12 protein-coding genes are annotated in these 21,555 nt (G+C 43.7%); 8 read left to right on the forward strand and 4 right to left on the reverse strand.

What is annotated here, in order from left to right; all coding sequences use genetic code 11:
• Positions 1 to 10 precede the first annotated feature (10 nt).
• Positions 11 to 919: a S1-like domain-containing RNA-binding protein gene (locus tag L3V35_RS24440; protein WP_004733627.1), complete on the forward strand. Its 909-nt coding sequence runs from the start codon at positions 11 to 13 to the stop codon at positions 917 to 919.
• A 304-nt stretch (positions 920 to 1,223) separates the two neighbouring features.
• Here the strand turns inward: L3V35_RS24440 and rsmF are convergent, their stop codons facing one another.
• The 4 genes from rsmF to L3V35_RS24460 form a co-directional block, all read right to left on the reverse strand.
• A complete protein-coding gene (gene rsmF / locus L3V35_RS24445) occupies positions 1,224 to 2,645 on the reverse strand; it encodes a 16S rRNA (cytosine(1407)-C(5))-methyltransferase RsmF (protein ID WP_237300788.1) in 1,422 nt (473 codons plus the stop codon).
• A gap of 169 nt (positions 2,646 to 2,814) precedes the next feature.
• Positions 2,815 to 5,472, reverse strand: a complete 2,658-nt coding sequence (locus L3V35_RS24450; protein ID WP_237300789.1) for an MlaD family protein — start codon at positions 5,470 to 5,472, stop codon at positions 2,815 to 2,817.
• Positions 5,459 to 6,796 carry a paraquat-inducible protein A gene (locus L3V35_RS24455; RefSeq protein ID WP_237300790.1) on the reverse strand — a complete coding sequence of 446 codons (1,338 nt, stop codon included), beginning with the start codon at positions 6,794 to 6,796 and terminating at the stop codon, positions 5,459 to 5,461. Before L3V35_RS24455 ends, L3V35_RS24450 begins: the two co-directional genes overlap by 14 nt.
• Before the next feature lie 78 nt (positions 6,797 to 6,874).
• Positions 6,875 to 8,671, reverse strand: a complete 1,797-nt coding sequence (locus tag L3V35_RS24460; RefSeq protein ID WP_114633583.1) for an ABC transporter ATP-binding protein — start codon at positions 8,669 to 8,671, stop codon at positions 6,875 to 6,877.
• A gap of 89 nt (positions 8,672 to 8,760) precedes the next feature.
• On the opposite strand from L3V35_RS24460, the gene L3V35_RS24465 reads away from it, so the two are divergent.
• The 7 genes from L3V35_RS24465 to L3V35_RS24495 all read left to right on the forward strand — a co-directional run bounded on the left by L3V35_RS24465 (position 8,761) and on the right by L3V35_RS24495 (position 21,280).
• Positions 8,761 to 9,252: a GAF domain-containing protein gene (locus L3V35_RS24465; RefSeq protein ID WP_017077212.1), complete on the forward strand. Its 492-nt coding sequence runs from the start codon at positions 8,761 to 8,763 to the stop codon at positions 9,250 to 9,252.
• A gap of 97 nt (positions 9,253 to 9,349) precedes the next feature.
• Complete coding sequence (gene proQ / locus L3V35_RS24470) at positions 9,350 to 9,973, forward strand: RNA chaperone ProQ (protein ID WP_054547712.1); 624 nt, start codon at positions 9,350 to 9,352, stop codon at positions 9,971 to 9,973.
• A gap of 17 nt (positions 9,974 to 9,990) precedes the next feature.
• A complete protein-coding gene (gene prc / locus L3V35_RS24475) occupies positions 9,991 to 11,985 on the forward strand; it encodes a carboxy terminal-processing peptidase (protein ID WP_004733642.1) in 1,995 nt (664 codons plus the stop codon).
• Between the two features lie 274 nt (positions 11,986 to 12,259).
• A complete protein-coding gene (locus L3V35_RS24480; RefSeq protein WP_054547714.1) occupies positions 12,260 to 12,946 on the forward strand; it encodes a hypothetical protein in 687 nt (228 codons plus the stop codon).
• Positions 12,947 to 13,164: 218 nt separating this feature from the next.
• Positions 13,165 to 15,771, forward strand: a complete 2,607-nt coding sequence (pepN, locus tag L3V35_RS24485) for an aminopeptidase N (protein WP_237300791.1) — start codon at positions 13,165 to 13,167, stop codon at positions 15,769 to 15,771.
• A 220-nt stretch (positions 15,772 to 15,991) separates the two neighbouring features.
• Complete coding sequence (locus tag L3V35_RS24490; protein WP_004733645.1) at positions 15,992 to 16,210, forward strand: DUF2835 domain-containing protein; 219 nt, start codon at positions 15,992 to 15,994, stop codon at positions 16,208 to 16,210.
• A 228-nt stretch (positions 16,211 to 16,438) separates the two neighbouring features.
• The gene (locus tag L3V35_RS24495; protein WP_237300792.1) at positions 16,439 to 21,280 is read left to right on the forward strand and encodes an NAD-glutamate dehydrogenase; all 4,842 of its coding nucleotides are present in this window, start codon (positions 16,439 to 16,441) and stop codon (positions 21,278 to 21,280) included.
• Positions 21,281 to 21,555: the final 275 nt, after the last annotated feature.

The following is a 21,555-nucleotide window of genomic DNA, read 5'->3' on the forward strand; positions in this document are numbered from 1 at the left end:
AAAAATATGAATGAAACTAGCGAAAGCATATCAGAGATCACGTATAATCACCGCCAAATTTAAAGTAGAGAAAATCTTGATGATTAATATTGGTCAAATAAACAACTTAGAAGTAGTAAAGCAAGCCGACTTCGGTGTATTCCTTGACGCTAGCGACTATGGAACCGTGTTGCTGCCAAAACGATTTACTCCTGAAGGTGTTGAAATTGGTCAAAAACTGGATGTTTTCTTATACATTGATTCTGACAACCAGATCGCTGCAACGACTGAAAAACCAATTGCTCAAGTGGGGCAGTTTGGCTTGATGACGGTTGAAGGCGTAAACAGCACCGGTGCATTCATGAGCTGGGGCGTGAAAGGTAAAGACCTTCTTGTTCCTTTCAGCGAGCAACGTGGCCGTTTAAACGAAGGTCAGTCAATCTTAGTATATGTGTATATTGATAAAGCATCTAGCCGCATTGTAGGTACAACAAAGTTCAACAAGTGGTTAGACAACACGCCTGCGACTTATAAGCAAAACGAGCAAGTGGATCTCATTATCGCTGAGCGCAGCCAGTTAGGTTACAAAGCGATCGTGAACGGTGAGCATTGGGGCATGATTTTCCCATCAGACATCATCGGTAAGCTGTTCATAGGTAAAGCGCTAAAAGGCTACATTAAAAACGTTCGTGAAGAAGACGGTAAGATTGACTTGTCTCTTCAGAAAATTGGTGTGGCTAAAATGGATGACCTAAGCACTAAGGTTCTCGATCTGCTTGAGAAGAAAGGTGGTTACTTACCTTTGAATGATAAATCTTCTCCGGAAGTTATTTTCTCTGCTTTCAGAACCAGCAAAGGTACGTTCAAGAAGACAATTGGTGGTTTGTACAAGTCTGGCAAGATCACTATCGACAAAGAAGGCATCAGCCTAGTTAAATAAGCGAGCTTGTCGGTCAAAAAAAAGCCCAAACCTTCCTGTTTGGGCTTAGGGGAAAGGGCTCCGAAGAGCCTACGCTAATCGTTTTAATTCTTTGACTGTTAGACTGAAGTCTAGTTTAAATTCCCTAATAAGCGATTTTTGTTATTGGAAATAGCGACTTGAATTGATATTTGTATAATTAAGTGTTGATTTTTCAGTGCTTCCCTTGAAATGAGCTAGCCGACAAGAATAGAAAAAGCCCAAACAATGAAGGTTGTTTGGGCTTTTTGTTTTTCTCAGTACAGTGAGAGCTTTAATCGAACGACTAGAACAGGTTTTTGTCGCGTACTAGCTCTCTTGGTAAGCCGTTCTTCACTCGGTTACCTACCCATTTACCAAGGCCGATGATTGCGCCGTTGTATTTTACTAGCACTTCGCCTTTGCCTGACAAGCCTTCTGGGCGAACGTCTCGGCCCATGAACCATTCTCGAGCATCTTCGATGCTGAGGTCGACAATGTTAGCTTCATTACCTGTCGCGAGTGTTGTCGCGACTTGGTGTTGCCATCGGTAACCTTTTTTATGGGTTTCAGCGATCTTGATGCCCATGCGAGAGAAACGGAATGCACCGATCATAGGTTCAAGCGCCTCAGGGAATAGCCAAACGTCTTTATCTCGGACCCAAACTTGAGTATCACTTGGTAGTTCGATATCGAGAACACTAACCAGTTGTTCAGCGACTTCTTGTTGAGCTTTCTTTGACGCTTTTTCAAATGGGAATTTACCCATGCGTTTTTTAACTTCTGGTGGAGTCACAGACGCTAGTTTACGGATACGTGCAACAAAGAAACCTTCAGAGTCATACACCTGAGGGAAGATGTGAAGAAAGCCTTCTTCAGTCGTCGTTGCTTTTGCGTTGTCGAACAGTGATTCAAGAGATTCAAACTCAACCGCATCACCAAAGGTTTCTTTTAGGTGATGGCACACTTGTTGGTTCTCTTCAGTGCTTAACGTACATGTTGAGTAAACCAAAACACCATTAGGTTTAAGAGCATGGAATGCACTTTCAATCAGGTCTTTTTGCGTGTCGGCAATATCGACTACAGATTGATACGTCCAGTTCTTCATCGCATCAGCGTCTTTACGAATAGTACCTTCGCCAGAGCAGGGTGCATCCAGCAAGACAGCATCAAACTGTTCTGGCAACCAACCACCGAAAACTCGACCATCGAAGTTACTGAGTGCGGCATTACGAACGCCACAACGTTCGATGTTGGCGTGAAGTACTTTCACGCGGCTTGCAGCGTATTCATTGGCAACCAACACGCCGCGATTATTCATTAGCGCAGCGATTTGCGTTGTTTTAGAACCGGGTGCAGCAGCAGTATCTAGCACGGCTTGGTAATCAGCTTCGCCTTGGAAAAGTGCAGAAGGTGGCATCATAGAACTGGCTTCTTGGATGTAGAAAAGACCAGACATGTGTTCTGCCGTATTACCTAGGGGCGCTTCACTTTCATCGGCTGTAATCCAAAAACCTGTTTCACACCAAGGTACAGGTTCCAGTTCCCAGCCTTTCTCTTTTGCTCGTACTAGGAAGTCTTCAACACTGATTTTCAGTGTGTTGACTCGAATACTTTTACGAAGTGGTTTTTGGCATGAGGCAACAAAAGAAGCCATATCTAGGTGACTAGGCATGATCGCTTTGATGTGCGTTAGGAATTCTTCAGGAATATATACGTTAGCGTGCAAAAGAGTATCTCGAATTATTGCATTAATGCGGGGAGTTTAAAGCAAAATGAGGTCGTCCTAAACCATATTTACGGCAAACAACAAAAATGCAGCCGAATGGCTGCATTTTGATGAAGAATTAATCTTCGTTAAGCTGTATTAATTTGCATGGGGCTTCTGAGGATTCACTCTATGGGCGAGGAATCGCTGTTCTCCATGACTTCCACTCATCTTCTGCTTGTGGATATAGGTAGAAAGACTGATCTTCGCTTGCCACAGGCTGAAGTTCACTCGTCGGAGGCGTTGAGAAGGTAATTCCGCCTCTTAATAAACTGTCTACCGTTCCGGCTTTGATGTTTGCACCAGAGAGACCGATAGAGACATCGACACCCGACACGTTCCAGAACACAGTGTTTGCGCGGATCAGATACGCGTAGTCAGGTTCTATTTGAATCGTAGAGATGATGCGATCAGCAAACTCGCCTAGTTGAACATCGATAACACTACCGATTTCTAGCTCACGGAATAGGATAGGTGTGCCTTCAGACACCGAGCCTCGCGTTTCGCTTTGTAGCTGGAATATCTTGCCTTCAGGCTGCACTGGTCCTTTGCTAAGCTTAAACTTCGTACTTCTGTCACCATTGCCCGGATCTACGTTGATGTGCTTAGAGAGAAGCGCAGAGACGTTTTTGATGCCATTAAGGCCGATCTCAGGTTCTGCCAACCAGAAGTGACTGTTCGCCACGGCAATCTTGTCAACGTACTCAGGTAAGATTCGCGCGGTAATTTCAATGCCGCCTTTATTGAAGTTAGGGATCACCAAAGTGACCTCACCTACAGTGACACCTTGGTATTTGATCGCCATACCCTTGCTGACTTCTTGATCGCCAGAAGAGGTAATCGTAATCGCGCGGCCAAATTTTCGAGCGGATTTAGAATCTTTGTACAGCTTCCACACATCGCCAAGCTTATTGTCTATACCGGGAAGCGAATCAAAAGCAATACCACCCTGAATTAGCGTTTTAACGGGTGCCGCTTTAATACTAATACCCGATAGCGAAGCATCAATCTCAACGCCTGAGCGGTTCCAAAAAACGGTATGTTTATTGAGTAAGTGCGTGTAACGATTTTCGATCGTGACTTTGATTCTTACACCACCATCAGCAAGCTGAAAATCCGAAATACTACCCACTTGTAGGTTACGGTAGAGTAGTGGGCTGCCTTTAGAAATTGAAGGTAACTCACTAGCAAATAACGAAAGCGTCTTTGAGCCTGACTGATTAAACTTAGCGATTTCTGCTAACGACTTGCTTTGGAAAAGCTGGTAGTCAGTTCTAGCTTCAGGTTTACCTTCACTCACAAAGCTGATCGAGCCAGTAAGAAGCTGTTTTGCCGGTGGAACAGTAACACTTAGACCTGATTCGGTCAGCTCTGCGGTCGCACTGCCTGTCACAAAGAAACGGTTGTGGCTTTTGATTAGGTGCGCATATTCGTTATCGATAAGCGCATCCATAAACACTTCGTGCTTGTCAGAGCCAGTGCCAACACCATCAACTAAGCCAACTTGAATGATAGAGCCAACGGCAATGCCTTTGTAGAGCAGTTGTGTACCGACATCCAATCCGAATGAATTGTTCGATGTTAAGCGAATCGCGACTGACTTTTCTTGTTCCTGACTGAACTCGTTTTTACGAATCGCAGTAAATCGACGCGCCTTTTCACCTTCGCCCGGTACCAAGGTTAAAAAGTTACCTGTCACTAAGTTGGCAATGTTTTTCATACCAGTGAGTGACAGTTCAGCTTCTTCTAAAACGAATTTACTGCCGCTATTCAAAAAGTCACTGAATGCCGGTTGGATAGCCGCAGATGCGACCACGTTTTCGCGACCTTCGCTTAAAGATAAATCAGTGATCTGACCGATTTCAATGCCTCGATACATGATCGGAGCGCCTGTTGCGCTGATCTTGTTGTCATCTGGCACGGCGATCTTGATAGAGATGCCACGACCGGCGGTTTTCAAATCTGGGTAGAGCTTGAACTTGGTGTTCATCTCGACGGGCTGACCTTCTCCGGGAGAGTCAACCGCAATTGAACCACCAAGCAGCGCGCTTAGGCTTTCTAAGCGCACATCGACGCCTGAAAATCCAATACTGGCACCTAAACCACTGACATTCCAAAAACGGCTTTGGTCGGTAATGATATGGCTGTATTCATCTTTAATCGACGCTTGGATCGTAACGGACTTGGCGTTGTCGTTTAACTGGTAGTTGTAAACCTCACCAATTGGAATTTTACGATAAACGATTTGAGAGCCAACAGACACACCGCCCAGATCTTTGGTCGTCAGTGAAATGTTCAAACCTTCAGAAGCGAGTAAATCAGAAGGGGAGGATTCTAGAGCTTGGAAAACGGTTTCTGGTTCTTCTTTGGTTTCGCTAGGATGAATAGCAATGTAGTTACCCGAAACAAGCGCGTCTAACCCTGAGATACCAGACAAACTCGCTGTTGGTTTTACGAGCCAGAAACGTGTGCCCTTTGAAAGTAGCTTCTTCGCTTCTGGGTAGATGTCAGCGTCGACATAGATGCTCGATAAATCTTTGGACAAGGTGATGTCGCGCACCATACCCACCTCTAAGCCTTGGTAACGAATCGTTGTTCGACCTGCGACTAAACCTGCGGCATCTGAGAAGTATATCTGCACACGTTGCCCTGCATCGTGTATCGATTTCATGACCAACCAACCGGCTAACACGACGGTTAATATCGGCAGAATCCACAAAGGTGAGATGCCTTTGTTTTTTCTTACTTCTGGTGAATATGACGTTTGTGATTGGTTATCGTTGTTCATTCACTGACTCATCTTTAGAGGTGTAGTTATCCCAAATTAGCCTAGGATCTAAGCTTTCCGCTGCCAGCATCGTGAGAACAACAACGACACCAAAAGCGACTGCACCATAACCTGGTGTAAAGTTTAAAATCTGTCCACGGTCGACCAAGGTCATCATGATCGAAATAACGAACAGATCCATCACCGACCATTTTCCCACCCACTTCACAATGAAATAGATGGTCATGCGCTGCCTGTGGTAAACCGCGCGCTTCATCTTGATACAAATTAAGATGTACGTTAGGCCAAGTATTTTCGCAACAGGCACGACGATACTGGCAATAAAAATGATCGCTGCGATGCCATACATGTCGCTATTGATCAGCGAAGCGACACCAGAAATTATCGTGTCTTCTAGCCTTTGTCCGTTTGTAATAAGGATAGAAATAGGAATAACGTTGGCTGGTATGATAGCCACTGACGCAGCAAACAACAGAGCCCATGTCTTCTGTATAGAGTAGGGCTTACGGTGATATAAGTCATGGTGACAACGTACGCAAGTATGACCGTCAGGTTGAGAAAGGTGGCAGTTGTGGCAGTGTACGTTCTTACTTTCTACAAAAGAGTAATCAGACTCTTGAGCCCAAGCTTCCCAATAGCGACGCACACTGATACGGCTTACCAGTAATACACTGAAAAGCTGCAGTAAAATCAATCCAACTAAACCCGGGCCGACAAAAATATCGGAATAATCCTGCAGTTTGAAGCATGAGACAGCCAAACTTACCAGAAATACATCCAACATCATCCAATGCTTTAATGTCTGGATGATGGATAACGCATACCTAAATGGCGTGAAAATATTAAAGCGCAGTGCTGCATGAGTGACGAGTACAGAGGTGCAAACGAGTAACGGGGCGATCGAACTACAGAATAGGATGAGTAGGCCTAGTAGAGGGAAGCCTTCACCCATTAAAGTAAAGACACCTGATGGTAACGTCGCAGGTATCATGACGCCAATCAGACGAATACTGATAAATTCAAAAAAGTGTGAGGGGATAAATAGCAATAAGCAGGTAATCGCGATTGCTAGGTTTCCAGACAGGCTAGGTGTACCGCCTCGGTAAAGCTGAGTGCCACACCTTGGACAATATGCGGATTTCCCCAGAGGGATATCCATTTTATCAACGGGGAGTTCACAGCCCTGACACAGACGCACAGAGCTGCTGTCGCACCGGTGCTCGGTTCTTAACGGAGACTTAGTTGCTAACGGAGACTCAGTTGACAACTGGTGCTGAGTCGATAAAGAGTTGGTTTCGGATGGGGAGGTCACGCGACCTCCCAAGTTGAAACACTAATTAAGCTGAAAACCTGATTTAAATGCCTAGAACTACACGGACTTAAATCCCTAGAACAATAAACATCAGGCGTGCGATTGCACACTGCCATAGAGTGTTTGATATAGTCCTTGTTGTTCAACCAATTCACCATGCGTTCCCGTCTGTGTGACTTGCCCATCTTCTAAAACATAGATTAGATCGGCCTGTTTCACCGCTGATAATCGATGAGCCACTATCAAAGTTGTGCGATCTTTCAAAAACTCGCTTAGTGCTTTATGCAGTGCTGACTCTGTTGCTGTATCCAGTGCAGATGTTGCTTCGTCAAGAATAACAAACTTAGGATTACTCAGCACCATGCGGGCGATCGCTAAGCGTTGTCGTTGACCGCCAGACAGTCGAACGCCATTCCTACCAATTTGCGTATCCAAGCCATTACTCAGCTGTTTGATAACATCTTGCATTTGAGAGACTTCAAGCGCCCGCCACAACGACATTTCATCGTATTCAGCACCAAGGGTCAGATTATGCCTTAATGTATCGTTAAAGAGTATAGGTTGTTGTAAAACAACGGCAATTTGACTACGTATTATGTCAAAGCTGATGTCGTCCGTTGTTTCACCATTAAAGCGTATACAACCAGAGTCGGCTTGATAAACCCCAATTAACAACTGGATCAACGTTGATTTACCACCACCGCTAGCACCCACTAGGGCGACTTTTTTCCCTGCTGGAATGTGTAGCGATAGCCTGTTTAAAACAGTGTTTTCTAATGTGTAAGAGAATGTAACGTCTTCAATGTCGACTGTCACTTCTTTATGGTCATCAAAAGGGTTTACCTTGCTAACAGGGCGATGTTCTTCTTCTAGTTGCAGTAGGTCGTTAATGCGTTGCAGCGCTGCTTTCGCGCTATACCAAGAGAATTGAATCCCTAGCAATTCTTGGACAGGGCCTAGCATGAACCATAAATAGCCGAATACCGCAAAAATCTGACCTATCGTCAAGTCACTGAACAACACCATTAGCATGGCTACGGCTCGGAACAGTTCGAAACCTAATAAGAACAGTAGAAACGAAACACGGCCGGCAGCTTCCGATTGCCAAGCGTATTTATCAGCATCGATTCTCACTTGGTTTGCTTGAACTTTAAGTTCATCAAGAAAGATACGCTCTTTATTAGCGGCACGGAGTTGATAGATGCCATCCAAGGTTTCCACTAAGCGATTCTGAAAACGCTCAAAAGACTGGTTCTCATATTTTTTGAGGTGTTTAACTCGGCTGCCGAGCTTACGAGAAAAATAAATAACAACAGGATTGACCAGTAAGATGAATAGCCCAAGTCGCCACTCTAACCATAGTAAGACGATAGCGGTTCCGAATACCGTCAAGAAACTGATGATAAATTTAGAAAGGGTCGAGCCAATGAACTTATCAATGGTCTCTATGTCTGTAATTAGGTGGGCATTAATACCGCCGCTGCCCTTGGTCTCATATTGTCGGATGCTAATACGACCAAGTTTATCGATCATCTTGCTACGCATCTGGTAGGTGATCGTTTTGGAAACCAAAGTAAATTGGCGACCTTGTAGAATATTCAGCGCTTGGCTGGCTGAGCGCATTAAGATAACCAACAAGAGAGTAAGCGCAATATAACCAGTCGGCGTTTGCAATGAGACTGGAAGTAGCTGATTCATCATCTCTAACCCTGAAGCTGGCTTATCAAGCAAAACTTCATCGACCATGAGTGGCATAAGTAGAGGGATAGGGACGCTAATTAGGGTTGCAATAATGGCAACAAAGTTAGCAAACAGTAATTTGGACTTGTGTTTTTTTACTTGAGTTATCAACCAAGAACGGCTAATAGTGTCTTCTGAATTGTTCATTGTAATGAGAATAAGTCCTATTTAGTTTGATGGCCGCATTTTACTGCGTTCTCTTGATAATGGAAGTCTCAATTTAATTGGAAGTTAATATGAAAATAGAACATTACCAACGCTTAACCAAACAAGCCGTTGCATTAATTGAATCTGAAACCGATCTAATTGCAAATCTTGCAAACATTAGTTCATTATTATTCATGGAATTGGATGAACTGAATTGGGCGGGTTTCTATTTAATCAAGCAAGACCTAGCTAAGGAAAAAGACGAACTAGTTCTGGGTCCATTCCAAGGTCAACCTGCTTGTGTTCGAATTCCGGTAGGGCGTGGTGTGTGTGGAACTGCGGTTGCGACAAATACAGTTCAGCGTATTCATGATGTGCATGAGTTCGAAGGTCACATCGCTTGTGACGCTGCAAGTAACTCAGAAATCGTTATTCCATTCTCTATCGATGGCAAAGTTGTGGGTGTTCTTGATATCGATAGTCCAAATATTGGTCGTTTTTCTCAAATTGATGAAGACGGATTGACATTTTTTATGGCTGAAGTGGAAAAGGTGCTTAATTCGCACGCGAACAAGGCATAAATTATTCTCTTACTGTGGTTTTTCCCAAGCATCTCTCTATAATACGTAAAAATATTTTCTTAATGCTCGCGGAAAACCGCAAAAACCAGGAACCCACATGGAAAACACTGAAAAGTTAAAAAACAGCAAAGAAGTTATCGCATATATTGCTGAATGTTTCCCTAAATGCTTTACTCTAGAAGGTGAAGCAAAACCACTTAAAATTGGTATTTTTCAAGATCTTGCTGAACGTCTAAATGAAGACGAAAAAGTAAGTAAGACTCAGCTTCGTGCAGCGTTAAGACAGTACACATCATCATGGCGTTACCTGCACGGCGTAAAAGCTGGTGCAGATCGTGTTGACCTAGACGGCAACGCGTGTGGCACATTAGAAGAAGAGCACGTTGAGCACGCTAAGGCTACACTTGCAGAAAGCAAAGCGAAAGTTCAGGCTCGTCGTAAAGAACAAGCACAGAAAGCTCGTGAAGAAGGCAAAGCGAAAGCTAAGGCGAAGAAAGCTCAACAGCCTCGTCGTCAAGCGCCTAAAGCACCGAAAGTAGAAAAGCCTGTAGAAACACGCGCTTTGAACGCTGACGAATTCATCGCTGGCAAAGAAGTAAATGTGAACATGGGTACAGGAAACATGGCTGCGACCATTGTTGAAATCAATAAGGAAGATGTGCGTGTTCAGTTAGCAAACGGCCTACAAATGGTTGTTAAAGCGGAGCACTTGCGCGCTTAAAGGAGATACTCCTACGCATGAAATGCCGTTCAAAATTGACACTGATTGCTGCTAGCTTTTGTCTAGCAGCTTCAGCTCAGGCTCTTGAAGCCAAATTAGATCAGGACGATTTACCTTTACTCGTTCCTGAGGCCCAACACGAAACTGCTAGTAAACGTGTTACTTCTCGATTTACTCGTTCTCACTATAAACACTTCAATCTCAACGATGATTTCTCTCAAGCTATCTTTAATCGTTATTTAGAGATGCTGGATTATAATCGTAATATCTTCACTCAAGCTGATATTGACTCTTTCTCCTCATCATCTGTTCAAATTGATGATCAGCTAAAAGCGGGTAATAACCAGATTGCTTTCGATGTTTATAATCTTTCTATGCAGAAGCGTTTTGAACGTTTTCAGTATGCGCTGTCTTTGCTAGACACTGAGATTAAGTTTGATACCGATGAAAGTATTGAGCTCAATCGCAATGAAGCGGAATGGCCGAAAGATATAGCCGAAGTGAATGAGCTTTGGAGGAAGCGTGTTAAATACGATGCGTTGAACCTAAAACTTACTGGTAAAGAATGGCCAGAGATTCAAGAAGTTTTGGAAAAGCGTTACAACAATGCGATGAAGCGTATCACGCAGTCGCATAATGAAGATGCTTTCCAAATTTATATGAACGCATTTGCGCGTGAAGTTGATCCTCACACCAGTTACCTTTCTCCAAGAAATGCAGAGCAATTCCAATCAGAGATGAATCTATCTCTAGAAGGTATTGGTGCTGTACTTCAGATGACTGACGACTACACCGTTATTCGATCTCTCGTTGCTGGTGGCCCTGCGTCAAACAGCAAGCAATTGAGCGACGGCGATCGTATTGTTGGTGTTGGTCAAGATGGCGAAGAGATTGTTGATGTTATCGGCTGGCGTTTAGACGATGTAGTGCAATTAATCAAAGGACCGAAAGGGACCAAAGTTAAGCTACAGATCCTGCCAGATGGTAAAGATGCAAAAAGTCACGTTGTCACAATTGTACGCGATAAGATTCGTTTAGAAGACCGCGCTGTTAAATCAGAAGTTATCGAGAAAGATGGCAAGAAGATTGGTGTACTAGAAGTACCCAGCTTCTATGTTGGTCTTTCTAAAGATACAGACAAACTGATCACTGAGCTTAAAGGGCAAGGTGTTGAAGGCATTATTGTTGATCTGAGAAACAACGGTGGTGGTGCACTCACTGAAGCAACTGAACTCTCTGGTTTGTTTATCAAAGAGGGACCCGTTGTTCAGGTGCGTGATAGCTACGGTCGTGTCAAAGTGAACAGTGATACTGATGGCGAAATTAGTTACCAAGGCCCACTAACGGTATTGGTCAATCGCTACAGTGCTTCAGCTTCTGAGATCTTTGCGGCAGCGATGCAAGATTACGGTCGTGCAATCATTCTTGGCGAAAACTCTTTCGGTAAAGGAACGGTACAACAACATCGCTCTTTGAATCATATCTATGATTTATTCGATAAAGAGTTGGGCTATGTTCAATACACAATCCAGAAATTCTATCGAATCAATGGTGGCAGTACGCAAAACAAAGGTGTAGTGCCTGATATTGCTTACCCAACGCCAATTGATCCTGCTGATACTGGTGAAAGTGTTGAAGATAATGCTCTGCCTTGGGACAGTATTGATAAAGCAAATTATTCAGTGTTACAGCGTAACGATGAAGAAATAATTGCTTTGACTGCCCAACATCAAGCTCGCATTGCTACTGACATGGAATTCGGCTTTATTGCGCAAGATATTGAAAAATATAAGGCAGATAAAGACGATAACGACCTTTCTTTGAATGAAAAGGTACGTCAGCAAGAGAGCGATGATGCGGATACGCTTCGTCTAGATCGTATTAACCAACGTCAAAAGGCCGCTAAATTAGAGGCATTTAAAACGTTAGATGATATTCCTAAAGACTATGAAGCCCCGGATGCTTATCTTGATGAGTCTGTTGCTATCATGCTGGATATGATCAAGAAATAGAGCAAATACCTGTTAAAGGTGATTGTTTAAAGATGCACAATTTAAAAAGCGAGCCTAGGCTCGCTTTTTTTGTGTCTATGATTTGACAGGAATACCTGATTGTAACCGTTGAGATTGTCGCAAAGAACACTCAATACTCAGGGTCATTTAGCTCTATTTTGCATCGAATAATGACATTTAAGTTACTTTGCACTTAAAATTTAGTGACTTGGATCATATTTTTTCGCTTTCTATTCATTACGTGCCTAAGCTTAAAGAAAACGAGGGGGCGCGTATGAAATGGATTCTACTATTTTTATCTTGTTTAAGTTTTGTTGCTTTTGGGAGTGAGGTAGCTGCTTCGAGCGATCAACAATCAAAAAGTGATAGCAATCTATCTCATTTTGACCTTCCTCTGTTGCTTGGTGATTGGTATTTGATGAACCCAGATCCTGAACAAGGCACTGAAAATTTTAGAGCAATCAAACTGACTCTCGATTCAAACTACTCTTTCTCTATTGATATTCAGAAGAAAGACTACAGTGTCGACCATTGGGAAGGTTTGTATAACGCCAATGAAGACACGATTATTTTGGGATTAAATACTTCTGAGCCTCAGGTTTACGCTTACAGCAGTAATCACAATATGTTGAATCTTAACGGTGTTATGTTCACCAAAGCCTTGCCCAACGCCCTGGCAGGAATATGGTCAAGTGCCGAACTGTCCGGGAGCGATTTGCGTGCCAGTAACATTCAAAAAATGGATTTAGTGCTTCAGCCTGACTTTATCTTCATGTTCCGAGTGTCCGATGAAGAAGGGGGGGAAGTCATTCGTCGCGGAGTGTATTACACCGAAGGCGACCAGTTAGTACTGCTGTATGAAAATGGCGAACACGGTACTCGTTACACACTGAACAGTGATGTGTTGACGCTTCAAGGTGAAGAAGGAGACATGTTTGCGGTGCTCAATCGCATTCGTTAAGCACTATATCTCGCTGTAAAGTCGGGCTCGTTGATAATATGGTTCACAGTTCATTTCTTAGCCGTTCCTGTCTGATTTGATTGATAAAATAGCAAAACATGGAGGCATTTTCCTACAATGCCTCCTTTTTTTAATATTCCCCTTGTTTTATTGGCGCTCAACCTTTAGATATATACAGTTAAAAAATAATTACGTATAACGATCAAAAGGAACCCGTCATGGCACATACACCTCAAGCCAAGTATCGTAAAGATTATCAATCACCATCTCACACTATTTCTGAAATCGATCTTACTTTCGATTTGTACGATTCAGCATCCATCATTACCGCTGTTTCTAGTGTTAAGCAGGAGAAAGAAAGCTCGACATTAGTACTTGATGGTGAAGGCTTGAAGTTGGTGTCTGTTTTGGTTGAAGGTAAGGAGTGGGCGCAGTTCGAACAGTCTGAAACTCTACTTACTTTGAATGATCTTCCGAAAGATTTTACATTAACGATCGTTACGGAAGTTGACCCTGAAGGGAACAGCGCACTTGAAGGTCTGTACAAATCGGGTGGTGCGTTCTGTACTCAATGTGAAGCTGAAGGTTTCCGCCGAATTACTTACTACATGGATCGCCCAGATGTGTTGGCGAAATTCACGACAACAGTCATCGCAGACAAAGCTGAAAACCCATTCTTATTAAGTAATGGTAACCGTGTAGATGAAGGCGAAGCTGAAAACGGTCGTCACTGGGTGAAATGGCAAGACCCACATCCAAAACCAGCGTACCTGTTTGCTTTAGTTGCGGGTGACTTCGATGTACTTCGTGACGTATACACCACACAATCTGGTCGCAATGTTGATCTAGAAATCTTTGTCGACAAAGGCAACCTCGACCGCGCAAACCACGCGATGGTTTCTTTGATTAACTCAATGAAGTGGGACGAAGAGCGTTTCAATCTTGAGTATGACTTAGACATCTACATGATCGTAGCCGTTGATTTCTTCAACATGGGTGCGATGGAAAACAAAGGCCTGAACGTATTCAACTCTAAGTTCGTTTTAGCGAACGACCAAACAGCAACAGATACTGACTACCTAGGTATCGAAGCGGTTATTGGTCACGAATACTTCCATAACTGGACCGGTAACCGAGTGACGTGTCGCGATTGGTTCCAGTTAAGCTTGAAAGAAGGTTTAACGGTATTCCGTGACCAAGAGTTCTCTTCTGATCTTGGCTCTCGCGCAGTTAACCGTATCAACAATGTTCGCATTATCCGCGGGCCACAATTCGCTGAAGATGCGAGCCCAATGTCTCACCCAATTCGCCCTGAAAAAGTGATAGAAATGAACAACTTCTACACGTTGACAGTATACGAAAAGGGCAGTGAAGTGATCAGAATGATCCACACACTGTTGGGTGAGGAAGGTTTCCAAAAAGGCATGAAGCTGTACTTTGAACGTCACGATGGCACGGCTGCAACATGTGAAGACTTCGTAGCGGCAATGGAAGATGCATCAGGCGTTGACCTGTCTCAGTTCCGTTTATGGTACAGCCAATCTGGTACGCCGACGCTTTCTGTTGAAAGCCATTACGATGCAGAGAAAGAAGAGTACACGTTAACGACTCGCCAAGTAACAGCGCCAACTCATGAGCAAACTGAAAAGCAGGCTCTGCATATTCCTCTAGATATCGAGCTATACACAGCGTCAGGTGAAGTGATTGAGTTACAATGTAACGGTCAGCCAGTTCACAATGTATTAGACGTGAAAGAAGCGGAACAAACGTTCGTGTTTGAAAACGTTTCAGAGCAACCAGTTCCATCTCTGCTGCGTGAGTTTTCTGCGCCAGTGAAACTTGAATACAATTATTCAGACGAAGAGCTGATCTTCTTGATGGTGAATGCTCGTAACGAATTCTCTCGTTGGGATGCAGGGCAAATGCTGCTAGCGAAATACATCCGTAGCAACGTAGATAACGTTCAGCAAGGTCAAAAGTTTGCACTTTCTTCTGAAGTCGTTGATGCATTCCGTGGTGTATTGCTTAGCGATTCATTGGAGCCTGCATTTATTGCTGAAATGCTTTCACTACCAAGCCATAACGAAGTGTCGGGTTGGTACGAGCGTGTCGACATCGATGCGGTTGCGTCAGTACTTCATTCAATGAAAGTGACCTTAGCAAAAGAGCTTGAAGATGAACTTGCTGCGGTTTACCACAGCAATGCATTAGCAGAGTACACGATTGACCATGATTCGATTGGCAAGCGTACGTTGCGTAAAGTGTGCCTAAGTTACTTAGCGCATACTGAAAAGGGTAATGACTTGGTTGTTGATATGTACCAGCAAGCAAACAACATGACAGACACAATGGCAGCAATGGGCGCGGCGAACAGTGCACAACTCCCATGTCGTGAAACTTTAATGGCGGATTACAGCGACAAGTGGAAACACGATGGTCTTGTCATGGACAAGTGGTTTGCTCTTCAAGGGACGAACCCAAGTTCAAACGCACTTGAAGTGATCAAGGCGTCTATGTCACACCAAGCGTTTAGTTTAAAAAACCCGAACCGTACTCGTAACTTGGTCGGTTCATTCTTAAACATGAACCCAGTTCAGTTCCATGACAAGTCAGGTCAGGGCTACGAGTTTGCAGGTGAAATCTTGCGTGAGCTTAACAGCAGCAACCCACAGGTAGCATCACGTTTGATTGATCCTTTGCTTAAGTTCCGTAAGTACGACGATGCCCGTCAAGCTCTGATCAAAAAAGAACTTGAGACGTTAAAGAACATGGACAACCTAGCAAAAGACTTATTTGAGAAAGTGACGAAAGCACTAGAGGCTTAAGCTCGCGCTCATTCACGTAACTGTTTGTTAATAAGCAGTTTGCTAGAACCTGTTTATTAATAACGAAAAGTCATCAGTGGTAGAGAATCTCTGCCGCTGATTTTTTGTTTCTGGTTCATTGAATTTTCGATAAGCTAGAGAAGTTTTCAAGCTCAGTTGTACCGTCAGGCATCGTTAAGTGCCAAAAAACACCAGCACTGTATATTTACACAGGTATTGTATGAATCGCTATATTTTCCAACTTAACATCTCATATCAGCAGTTTTTGGCCAGCTATTCTGGTGCCGCAAGTAAAGTTCAAGTGATAACAACCACTGGATTACGTCTACAGTTACCTGCAACTCGGTTCAGACCTTTTCTTACACAAATAGGGGTTAGAGGGCAGTTTAGACTGACAACTGACCAAAAAAATAAGTTTATTAAGTTGGAAGCTCTGTAAACCTTGGCGTGCCTAGTGAGTTAAAAGGAATCTTAATCACATAATCAAACATTTCACCTCTTACCACCTCCAAAACAATTAACTATTTATCAATAATGCTTTTACAATAAATGAATGCATTACCTTTGCTTAACTCGTTAGTAGGAAAGAGCTCAACGGCTCAATTCAAACACTAGCTTAAGTAAGCCCCCTAATAATAAAATATAATTCTAATTGTGGAGTGTGACTATGACCGCACGTGAAACTGTGGTTCCAGTTTTACTTGAAAAAGTGTACAAACTGATTCAAGACAAACTTGACCTTGCTCATCGACCTCTCGTAACTCAACTTGCTCAACACTTGTTTAGTAACGTTTCTCACGACGACCTGACTCAGAGAAACGAATCCGATTTATACGGTGCTGTAGTTAGTTTATGGCATCACATCAATGAAAAGAAAGCCGACGAAATCTCTGTCCGTGTTTTTAACCCGACAGTAAGTCGCCAAGGCTGGCAATCTACTCACACTATCGTCGAGATAGTGGTACCAGATAGCCCATTCCTCGTTGATTCTGTAAAAATGGCATTAACTCGCCTCGACCTCTCTTCTCACCTTATGCTTCACAACCCAACACAAATCTCCCGTTCTGATAAGGGAAGTGTTGTTGGTGTCAGTAACAATGAAGGTGCATTCCAATCGCTTTTCCATATTGAGGTTGACCGTCTTAGTAGCAAAGCTGAAATGACAGCGCTTAAAACCGAGCTGCTGGATATCTTTACCGATACTGGCCTTGTTGTTAATGACTGGCTACAAATGGTAGAAAGACTTGAAGAAGTAACCAATCAAGTTGAACAGCAAAAAGAGACGATCCCAGTTGATAGCCAGCGTTTTGATGAAACTCTGGCGTTCCTTCGTTGGTTAGGCGAGCACAACTTTACGTTTATGGGCTACAAGGAATATGACCTTGTTTCTGTAAATGGCGACACGGAACTACAACCTACCAAGGAGCAAGGCCTTGGTTTGTTCGCAAATTCAGATCGTGTACGCAACGTTAAGCTGTCTGAGTTTTCTGACTCGGCACGCTTAGAAGCAAAAAAACCGTATGTATTGATCGTAACCAAGGGCAACACGGCTTCACGCATTCACCGCCCAGCTTACAATGATTACATCGGTATCAAGAAGTTTGATAAAAACGGCAAGGTTATTGGTGAGCACCGCTTTACGGGTCTTTACACTTCTGCTGTTTATAACCAAACTGTTGAAAGCATTCCTCTAGTTCGCGAGAAAGTTGAGCGTATCTTAGATGCAAGTGGTTACCGTCAGGGTTCATACTCTTTCAAAGCACTGCACAATATTCTAGAAAACTACCCGCGTGATGAACTGCTTCAAGCTCGAGAAGAAGAGCTACTTGAAGTGGGTACGGGCGTTGTACAAATGCAAGACCGCGATCTTCTACGTTTGTTTGTTCGTAAAGACCCGTTTGGCCGTTTCTTCAGCTGTATGGTTTACGTAACAAAAGATCGTTACAACACCGAACTTCGTCGTCAAACCCAACGCATTTTAAAGCAATACTTCGGTTGCGAAGAAGAAGTCGAATTCACGACATACTTCTCTGAAAGCCCACTGGCAAGAACGCACTATATTGTTCGTGTTGATAACAACAACATGGATGTGGACGTGAAAACAATTGAGCAAAATTTAATGGAAGTATCGTCTACGTGGGATGACCGCCTGTCTGAATCAATCGTTGCTAACTTCGGTGAGAGCAAAGGTCTTCCATTATCGAAAGAATACATGCGTGCATTCCCACGTTCGTACAAAGAAGACATGATGCCTGGTTCTGCTGTTGCAGACATCGAGCGTCTAGAAGCACTGAGTGAAGATAACAAACTTGGCATGCTTTTCTACCGTCCTCAAGAAGAGGCGGCAGACTCTAAAGCCGTTCGTTTGAAACTGTTCTACCACAGTGATGAGCCGATTCACCTGTCTGATGTTATGCCAATGCTTGAAAACTTTGGCCTGCGCGTTATTGGTGAATCACCTTATGAAGTGCGTAAGACCAACGGGGTGACTTATTGGATCCTTGACTTCTCTATGCTGCATAAGAGTGATAAGACGATTGATCTTCGTGAAGCTCGCGATCTTTTCCAACAAGCCTTTGCGGCAATTTGGGCGGGTGAGTTAGACAGCGATGGTTTCAACCGTCTGGTATTGGGTGCTGGTCTTTCTGGCCGTGAAATCTCAATCTTACGTGCGTATGCGCGTTACATGCGCCAAGTTGGTTTCCCATTCAGTCAACAATACATTGAAGACACATTGTCTCATTACCCAGATCTAGCGAAAGGGTTGGTGAGCTTATTCGGCAAGCGTTTTGATCCTAAATTAAAGGGCAGCGCGAAAGGCCAACAAGATCTTATCAAGAAGATCACTGAACAGTTGGATCATGTAGAAAGCTTGGATGATGATCGTATCATTCGTCGCTACATGGAAATGATCACAGCAACGCTTCGCACTAACTACTACCAGTTAGACGACAACAAACAGTCTAAACCTTGGTTGGCTCTAAAAATGAGACCAAGCGAGATTCCAGATATCCCAGCGCCGGTTCCTGCGTTTGAGATCTTCGTTTACGCACCAGACATTGAAGGTGTGCATCTACGTGGCGGTAAAGTCGCTCGTGGTGGTTTACGTTGGTCAGACCGTCAAGAGGATTTCCGTACTGAGATTCTAGGCCTAGTTAAAGCACAACAAGTTAAGAACACAGTAATTGTACCGGTTGGTGCAAAAGGTGGTTTCGTTTGTAAGCGTCAGCACATGATGTCTGGCCGTGATGAGATCTTCGCTGAAGGTCAACGTTGTTACAAGCGCTTCATCCGTGCACTACTAGACGTATCAGACAACATTATTGAAGGCGAGGTTATCCCACCTAAGAGTGTTGTTCGTCACGATGAAGATGATCCGTACTTGGTTGTTGCTGCCGATAAAGGAACAGCAACGTTCTCAGATCTCGCAAACTCAGTATCTGATGAATACAACTTCTGGTTAGGCGATGCGTTTGCCTCTGGTGGTTCTAACGGTTACGACCATAAAGCGATGGGTATCACCGCGAAAGGTGGTTGGGAATCTGTTAAGCGTCACTTCCGTGAAATGGGCATCAACTGTCAAACAACAGACTTCACCGCTATCGGTGTAGGTGATATGGCGGGCGATGTGTTTGGTAACGGCATGCTGTTGTCTAAGCATATTCGTATGCAAGCTGCGTTTAACCACATGCATATCTTCATCGATCCGAATCCAGAATCTGCCTCTAGCTGGGTAGAGCGTGAGCGCTTGTTTAATCTACCTCGCTCAAGCTGGGAAGATTACAACAAAGACCTTATCTCTCAAGGTGGTGGCATCTTCTCTCGTAGAGCGAAGTCGATTCCTTTGACGCCTGAAATTCAGAAAATGCTGGGTACCAAGAAAGCATCAATGGCACCGAATGACTTGATCAAAGCGATCTTGTCTATGCAGGTTGATCTTCTTTGGAATGGCGGTATCGGTACATACGTTAAGTCTTCAAACGAGACTCATACTGATGTTGGTGACCGTGCAAATGACGTGCTTCGTATCGATGGCCGTGACCTGAAAGCTAAGGTTGTTGGTGAAGGCGGTAACTTGGGTATGACTCAATTGGGTCGTATTGAATACGCGCTTACGGGTGGCCGAGTTAATACCGACTTTGTTGATAACGTTGGCGGTGTTGACTGTTCAGATAATGAAGTAAACATTAAGATCTTCTTGAATGGCTTGGTATCTAATGGTGATCTAACCGTTAAGCAACGTAACCAAGTGCTTGAATCGATGGAAGATGAAGTTGGCGAAATCGTACTAGACGACGCATATTGCCAAGCTGAGTCTATTTCGGTTACTGAGCATCAAGGTGTTGGCTTAGTCAAAGAGCAAATCCGCTTCATCCATACTATGGAAAAAGCAGGGTACTTGGATCGTGGTTTGGAATACATCCCAGATGACGAAACACTGCTTGAGCGTGAAAAGCAGGGCCAAGGTCTAACAAGACCAGAGCTTTCTGTACTTGTCGCTTACGGTAAAATGGTACTTAAAGAAGATCTTGTTAGTGATGATATCGCTAATGATGAATTCCATGCTCAACAGCTTATGCAATACTTCCCAACTGCGTTACGTCGTAACTATTCTCAGCATATGGATAACCATCCACTACGTTCTGAAATCATTGCGACGGCACTGGCTAACCAAATGGTTAACGAAATGGGTTGTAACTTCGTTACTCGTCTGCAAGAAGAGACGGGCGCAAATATAGTTGATATTGCCAATGCTTACGCGGCATCACGTGAAATCTACGGTCTTGGTCATGTTCTGAAGAGCATCCGTGAACTGGACAATGTTTCAAGTTCTGAAGCTCAGTATGAATTGATTTACCATGTTCGTCGTACACTTCGTCGTTTGGCTCGTTGGTTGCTAAGAAACCGTACTGGTAAACAGTCAGTGAAAGCATTGATTGAACTTTACCAAGGCGATGTTCTTACTATCACAGAGAAACTGGATGAAAACCTAGTGGCTTCTGAAGTAGAAGAGCATAACGCAATGGCACAGCTATGGATTGACCAAGGTGTAAACGCTGAGTTGGCTAATTCAGTCGCGCGTTTGTCTAGCTTGTACTCAGCACTGGATATATCCACAGTAGCTCGTGAAACAGGTAAAACAGTACAACAAGCGTCTAAGCTTTACTTCAATCTTGGTGATCGCTTGTCTTTGCACTGGTTCTTGAAGCAAATCAATGGTCAAGCAGTAGACAACAACTGGCAAGCGCTGGCACGTGCAGCATTCAGAGAAGATCTGGATTGGCAGCAACGTCAGCTAACTGGCCAAGTACTTAACTGCGGTTGTGCTTCCGATATTGATGTGATTAAAGCGCTTGATGATTGGATGGAAAGCAATTCGGTTTCTCTACATCGTTGGGAAAGCATCTTGAACGAATTCAAAGTAGGTTCGGTTCATGAGTTTGCTAAGTTCTCAGTAGCACTACGTGAATTGATGCTATTGAATCTAAACTGCATGTCGACAGACTAGCGATTAGATAAAAACGAAAATAAACAAGGGCAGGCCATTAGGTCTGCCTTTTTCGTTTGGCCGAACAATGTTATTTGACAGAACAGTGCTATTTGGCTGAATAGTGAATGACGTGTCCGATTATTTCATTGAGTCACTTATGCTTGGTCAAGTTAGCTTATCCCAGGTCGAGTTAATCTATGCTCGTTACACGAATGATAGTCAAATGGACTATTCGCCGGAGGATACGGTAACGTTTGCTTAATAATAAACCTCATTCGTTAGCAAACTCGATT

Source organism: Vibrio sp. L5-1, assembly GCF_021728315.1.
GTDB classification, from domain to species: Bacteria; Pseudomonadota; Gammaproteobacteria; order Enterobacterales; family Vibrionaceae; genus Vibrio; species Vibrio splendidus_K.